This is a genomic window from Nocardiopsis lucentensis DSM 44048 (assembly GCF_000341125.1).
In the GTDB taxonomy this organism is placed as follows: Bacteria; Actinomycetota; Actinomycetes; order Streptosporangiales; family Streptosporangiaceae; genus Nocardiopsis; species Nocardiopsis lucentensis.
Window position 1 is genome coordinate 1 of sequence record NZ_ANBC01000525.1, and the last position, 5,789, is coordinate 5,789.

The 5,789-nt window shown below is 70.6% G+C and carries 6 protein-coding genes and 1 pseudogene; 4 read left to right on the plus strand and 3 right to left on the minus strand.

What is annotated here, in order from left to right:
* Window positions 1-299, minus strand: a pseudogene (locus tag D471_RS35055) (aspartate carbamoyltransferase); the annotation flags it as partial.
* Window positions 299-934: a bifunctional pyr operon transcriptional regulator/uracil phosphoribosyltransferase PyrR gene (gene pyrR / locus D471_RS0118515; protein ID WP_017599994.1), complete on the minus strand. Its 636-nt coding sequence runs from the start codon at window positions 932-934 to the stop codon at window positions 299-301. The gene pyrR and the pseudogene D471_RS35055, both read right to left, overlap by 1 nt.
* A 498-nt stretch (window positions 935-1,432) precedes the next feature.
* Here pyrR and bldD point away from each other — a divergent pair, with 498 nt between their 5' ends.
* Window positions 1,433-1,927: a transcriptional regulator BldD gene (gene bldD, locus D471_RS0118520; RefSeq protein ID WP_017576791.1), complete on the plus strand. Its 495-nt coding sequence runs from the start codon at window positions 1,433-1,435 to the stop codon at window positions 1,925-1,927.
* Window positions 1,928-2,216: 289 nt separating this feature from the next.
* Complete coding sequence (locus D471_RS0118525; protein ID WP_017599995.1) at window positions 2,217-2,822, plus strand: GNAT family N-acetyltransferase; 606 nt, start codon at window positions 2,217-2,219, stop codon at window positions 2,820-2,822.
* Here the strand turns inward: D471_RS0118525 and metF are convergent.
* Window positions 2,743-3,603, minus strand: coding sequence for a methylenetetrahydrofolate reductase [NAD(P)H] (gene metF / locus D471_RS0118530; RefSeq protein WP_026127855.1), 861 nt, complete (start codon window positions 3,601-3,603; stop codon window positions 2,743-2,745). The two genes, D471_RS0118525 and metF, sit on opposite strands and share 80 nt — an antisense overlap.
* A gap of 226 nt (window positions 3,604-3,829) precedes the next feature.
* Here metF and D471_RS0118535 point away from each other — a divergent pair, with 226 nt between their 5' ends.
* Both D471_RS0118535 and D471_RS0118540 read left to right on the plus strand, forming a co-directional pair.
* Window positions 3,830-4,633, plus strand: a complete 804-nt coding sequence (locus D471_RS0118535) for a DUF817 domain-containing protein (protein ID WP_017599997.1) — start codon at window positions 3,830-3,832, stop codon at window positions 4,631-4,633.
* A 67-nt stretch (window positions 4,634-4,700) separates the two neighbouring features.
* Window positions 4,701-5,789, plus strand: a complete 1,089-nt coding sequence (locus D471_RS0118540) for a polyprenyl synthetase family protein (RefSeq protein ID WP_017599998.1) — start codon at window positions 4,701-4,703, stop codon at window positions 5,787-5,789.

The following is a 5,789-nucleotide window of genomic DNA, read 5'->3' on the forward strand; positions in this document are numbered from 1 at the left end:
CCGTCAGCGCCCATCGCCTGGAGGGTCAGGGCGGTGTCCTTGAGGCTCTCGCCCTTGGAGACGCTCGACCCCTTGGCGGAGAAGTTGATGACGTCGGCGGACAGGCGCTTGGCGGCGAGCTCGAAGGAGGTGCGGGTGCGCGTGGAGTCCTCGTAGAAGAGGTTGACGACGGTGCGCCCGCGCAGGGTCGGCAGTTTCTTGACGGAGCGGTCGCTGACCCGTGCGAGCTCCTCGGCGGTGTCCAGGACGAGCGTGGCCTCGTCGCGGGTGAGGTCTCCGGTGGAGAGCAGGTGGCGCATCAGGAGTTCCCCTCCGTCGTACCGGGGCGCCGCCGCGCGGGGCCGAGCAGGACCGCGTCGTGGCCGTCGGTCTCGGTCAGACGGACGGTGACGTTCTCACGCAGGGAGGTCGGCAGGTTCTTGCCGACGTAGTCCGCGCGGATGGGCAGTTCCCGGTGGCCGCGGTCGACGAGGACGGCGAGCTGGACCGCGCGGGGGCGGCCGAGGTCGCCCAGGGCGTCCAGGGCGGCGCGCACGGTACGGCCGGAGAAGAGGACGTCGTCGACCAGGACGACGACGCGGTCGTCGAGGCCGCCCGCGGGGATCTCGGTCTTGCCGAGCGCGCGGGCGGGGGCCATCCGCAGGTCGTCGCGGTACATGGTGATGTCGAGGGAGCCCGTGGGCACCTTCAGGTCCTCGACGCGTTCGATCCGCTGGGCCAGGCGCTGGGCGAGGGGGACGCCGCGCGAGGGGATGCCCAGCAGGGTGACGTGTTGACCGCCCTTGGTGCGTTCGAGCACCTCGTGGGCGATGCGGGTGAGGGCCCGGTTGATCTCGGCCCCGTCGAGGACGGCTCGGCCGTCCTCGGGTGTGTCGGGGGACGTCGTGGGGCCGGTGGACCCGGCGTCACCCCTCGTCTGGTTTTGCGCACGCAAAGTAGTGACCCCTTCCCTGCCTCACTGGACAGGACGTTAAAGGATGTCGATCGGGGCCACGCTACCAGCGACGACGGGGACCCTCCAGAGGCGTCCGGCGCCAGCCCGTCACGAATGTGACTCTCGTCACATAAAGAGTGGGCGCTTAATCACCCAAGGGTGACCGTTTCATGGCTGGCCGGATTGGCCCCACGAGTAGGCAAAACACGAAAATGCCTGTCAGATCGGGCTTTTCGCCCACCTGATCTGCCCCACTCGCACCGATCAGTACAGACATGAGAGGTGTCTCACTTACGCACGGTTTGGCCACTGATTCGTCGCGTTTCACACCAACGGCTTGACCTGGAAGCCAGACCCCCCTAGCGTCACTGTCTGTAACCATTGCCGGGTGGGGTTGCACCCCGTGACCACCGATGGACCGCCTCGGCGGCCCGCCGAGGACGAGCGGACGTCTCCCCCACCACGCCAGCCACCGTCACGGCCGGGAGCGACAAGAAGATGCCATCCGAATACGCGAAGTCCCTCGGTGCGCGACTGCGTGCCATCCGCACCCAGCAGGGCCTGTCCCTGCACGGCGTGGAGGAGAAGTCCCACGGGCGTTGGAAGGCCGTCGTGGTCGGCTCCTACGAGCGCGGTGACCGCGCGGTCACCGTCCAGAAGCTCGCCGAACTGGCCGACTTCTACGGCGTCCCCATGTCGGAGCTCCTGCCCGGCGGAGCCGCCCCCACCCCCCTCGGCCCGACACCCAAGCTGGTCATCGACCTGGAGCGCATGCAGCAGCTCCCGCAGGAGAAGGCGGGCCCGCTCTCCCGCTACGTGGCCACCATCCAGAGCCAGCGCGGTGACTACAACGGCCGCGTGCTGTCCATCCGCCAGGAGGACCTGCGCTCACTCGCGGTCATCTACGACAAGTCGCCGTCGGACCTGACCGAGGAGCTCATCAACTGGGGCGTCCTCGACCCCGAGGCGCGCCGCGCGGTCGACGCCTTCTAGGACCGACGCACCGCCCCGACCGGGCACGCACGAGAACCGGCGATCCACGGGACGCCGGTTTCTTGTGTGTCCGGGGCCGCCGCCGACCGCGACCGGTCCCGACGGGCCGCCCCGAACACGAGGGCGGCGCGGCCGGACGTGGGGCTTCCCCTCCCCAGCCCGGCCGCGCCGTCGTCCGCGGGGGTGACCCGTCGGACCACAATCGAACGCCAGTTCGATTGACCCCCAGTTAACCCCAGCCCGCCGAACGCGTCAAGCGTTCCGGTGACGGTCGGACTACGCTTGCGGAGTGGTACCAGACACCGAACTGCGCGAACTCGCCCCCGCGGCCTTCGCACACGCCGTCCCCGCCCTCCTCGGGGTGTACGAGGCGGCCATGCGCCCCCCGTCCGAACAACTGCCCGGCCGGGCCTCCGTCATGAACGGCCACGCCCACTACCCCGGTTTCCGCTCGGTGGTGGCGGTACACGGGGAACGACCGGTCGGCTTCGCCTACGGGTTCCACGGCTACGACGGCCAGTGGTGGCACGACGTCGTCACCGACGCGCTACGCGCCCGCGGCCGGACCCGGTTGGCGCGCCGGTACCTGTCCGACCCCCTGGAGATCGCCGAGGTCCACGTCCACCCGGACACGCAGAACCAGGGGGTGGGCAGGGCGATGCTGCACGCCCTGTGCGAAGGCAGGACGGAGCGCACCGCGGTGCTGTCCACACGCGAGGGACCGACCGCGGCCCGCCACCTGTACCGTTCGTGCGGGTTCACCGAACTGCTGGAGGAGTTCTCCTTCCCCGGCAGCCCGGATCAGCCCTTCTCGATCATGGCCGCGCGGTTGCCGCTGCGGAACTCCGGGGGGCGACCTCCCGGTAGATCTCCCTGGTGGCGGTGGACTGGTTGAAGGTGATGAAGTGGATGCCCGGCGCGCCCTCCTGGAGCAGCCGCTCGCACATGCCCTGGGCGTACTCGATGCCGAAGGCCCGCACGGCCTCGGGGTCGTCGCCGAGGCCCTCGTAGCGCCGCGCCAGCTCGGGCGGGAAGGGGGCCCCGGACAGTTTCTCCGAGTGCGGGATCGAGGCCAGCTTCACCACGGGGAACACCTCGGGGATGATCGGCACCTCGCAGCCGCGGGCGGCCACGCGGTCGCGCAGCCGCAGGTAGTCCTCGACGTCGAAGAACATCTGCGTGATGGCGTAGTCGGCTCCGGCCTCGCACTTGCGCACGAAGTGGTCGGTGTCGGTCTCGACGTCGGCCGACCGGGGGTGCTTGTACGGGAAGGCCGCCACACCGACGCTGAAGTCACCGCTCTCCTTGAGCAGTCGGACCAGCTCCTCGGCGTAGGTCAGCCCCTGCGGGTGCCGGACCCACTCGCCCGTCGGGTCGCCGGGCGGGTCGCCGCGCACGGCCAGCATGTTGGACACGCCCGCGTCGGACAGCCGTCCGATGAGGTGCCGCAGCTCCGCCACCGAGTGGTCGACCAGCGTCATGTGCGCGACCGGCAGCAGCGTGGTGTCGGTCGCGATGCGCTCGGTGGTCTCCACGGTGAGGTCGCGCGTGCCACCGCCCGCGCCGTAGGTGACCGAGACGAACGAGGGGCCCAACGCCTCGATCTCACGGATCGCGCGCCAGAGCCGCGCCTGGGACTTGGGCCCGCGCGGAGGGAAGAACTCGAAGGAGAACATCGGTTCGCCCGCGTCGAGGAGTTCCCGGATCTGACGCGGCCGTGCGGCCGTGTTTCGGAGCCCCGCGGGGCGTGTCGGTGCTGCCAGCATGCGTACAACCTTAGGCGAGCCCCCCTCACCCGCCGGAAGGGGTGTCCCACTCCGTGAGACGGTGAACGCGAAATGTGTCCGGACACACCCCCCGAATCCGGATGCGTCGGACGGGTGCTCCTGCGATCATCGGCCGATGGCACCGCGTTCCCCCCGACTCCTGTACGTCCTCGCGCAGCTCCTGAGGTTCGCCTGGCTCCAGGCCCGGGCGTGCGCCTTCGCGGCGTGCATGTTCGTCGGCATGGCGGCGTCCACCGTGGTGCCCCTGCCCCTCCCCCGTTACGACGCGCTCCTGCTGTACGCCGTGGCCGTGACCGCCGTGTTCTGGGGGCTGCGGCTGGAGAGCGGGCGGGAGATCGCCGCGATCGCGGGCTTCCACGTCGTGGGGCTGGCCTTCGAGCTGGTCAAGGTACGGCTGGGGTCGTGGTCCTACCCCGAGCAGGCGTGGACGGTGCTGTGGGGTGTGCCCCTGTACAGCGGATTCATGTACGCGGCCGTGGGCTCCTACATCGTGGGGGCGTGGCGGCTGCTGGAACTGTCCCTGGTGGGCTACCGGGCCCGGGCCACCACCGCCGTGGCGGTCGCGATCTACCTCAACTTCCTCACGCACCACTGGCTCCCCGACCTGCGAGCGCTGTTGGCCGTCGTGCTCATCGTGGTGACGTGGGGGACGTGGGTGTACTTCACCGTGGGTGAGGCGCGCTACCGGATGCCGCTGTCCCTGTCGTTCCTGTTGATCGGGGTGTTCCTGTGGGTGGCGGAGAACGTGTCCACCCTGTTCGACGCCTGGCGCTACCCGCACCAGGCGGACGGGTGGGACTTCGTGCACGTCGCCAAGCTCGGCGCGTGGGCGCTCCTGGTGACGGTGTCCTTCGTCCTGGTCGCCAGCTGGCACCAGACTCGGGACAGCGGGGAGAAACACGCCTCGGACGTCCGCTGAGCGAAAGCCGGCCGGCGATCCCGCGAAACCGGACCGCCCGTCCCGACCAGCCGCTAGTGTGCTGGGTATGGCCCCTTCCCCTTCCTCAGCCACGTCCGTCTCACCCGTCTCCGTCATCCGCTCCGCCGTGGACGGCGAGCTGACCGCGTTCTGCACCACGCACCGGGCGCGGCTCCTGGAGATCGGCGCCGAGCTGGCCCCGGCCATGGACGCCCTGGAGGCGATGCTCTCCGGTGGCAAGCGTCTGCGCCCCACTTTCTGCTACTGGGGCTGGCGCGGCGCGGGCGGCGCCGAGGACGACGGGCGGATCGTACGCGCGGCGGCGTCCCTGGAGTTCCTCCAGGCGTGCGCGCTGATCCACGACGACGTGATCGACCGCAGCGACACCCGGCGGGGGCTGCCCGCCACGCACAAGCGGTTGGCGGCCCTGCACGCCGAACACGGGTGGAGCGGTGACAGCGAGGGGTTCGGGCAGGGCGCGGCGATCCTCATCGGCGACATCTGCCTGGCCTGGTCCGACGAGATGTACCAGGCGAGCGGGTTCGCCCTGGAGACGCTCCAGGCCGGTCGGCCGCCCTTCGACGCGATGCGCACCGAGGTGATGGCGGGACAGTACCTGGACACCCTGGAGCAGGTGCGGGGCACGAGCACCCGTGAGGCCGCGCTGCGCGTGATGCGCTACAAGTCCGCCAAGTACACGATCGAGCGGCCCCTGCACCTGGGCGCGGCGCTGGCCGGACGCCTCGACGCCCTGGAGGGCGTCTACACCGACTACGGCCTGCCCCTGGGAGTGGCCTTCCAGCTGCGCGACGACGTCCTCGGGGTGTTCGGCGACCCCGGCACCACCGGCAAGCCCGCCGGGGACGACCTGCGCGAGGGTAAGCGCACCCTGGTGGTGGCCGAGACCCTCGCGCGCGCGGGGAAGGCCGACGCGGACCGGTTCCGCACCCTGTTGGGAACACCCGACCTGTCGGCGGAGTCGGTCGAGTGGATGTGCGCGCTGATCACGGACTCCGGGGCGCTCAAGGCGTGCGAGGCCGTCATCGAGGAGTACGCCGGGCAGGCGATGGACGCCCTGGAGAGCCCCGATCTGGACGCCGCCGCCCGCGAACCGCTGCGGCGGCTCGTGGTGGCCGCCACGTCCCGGACGCACTGA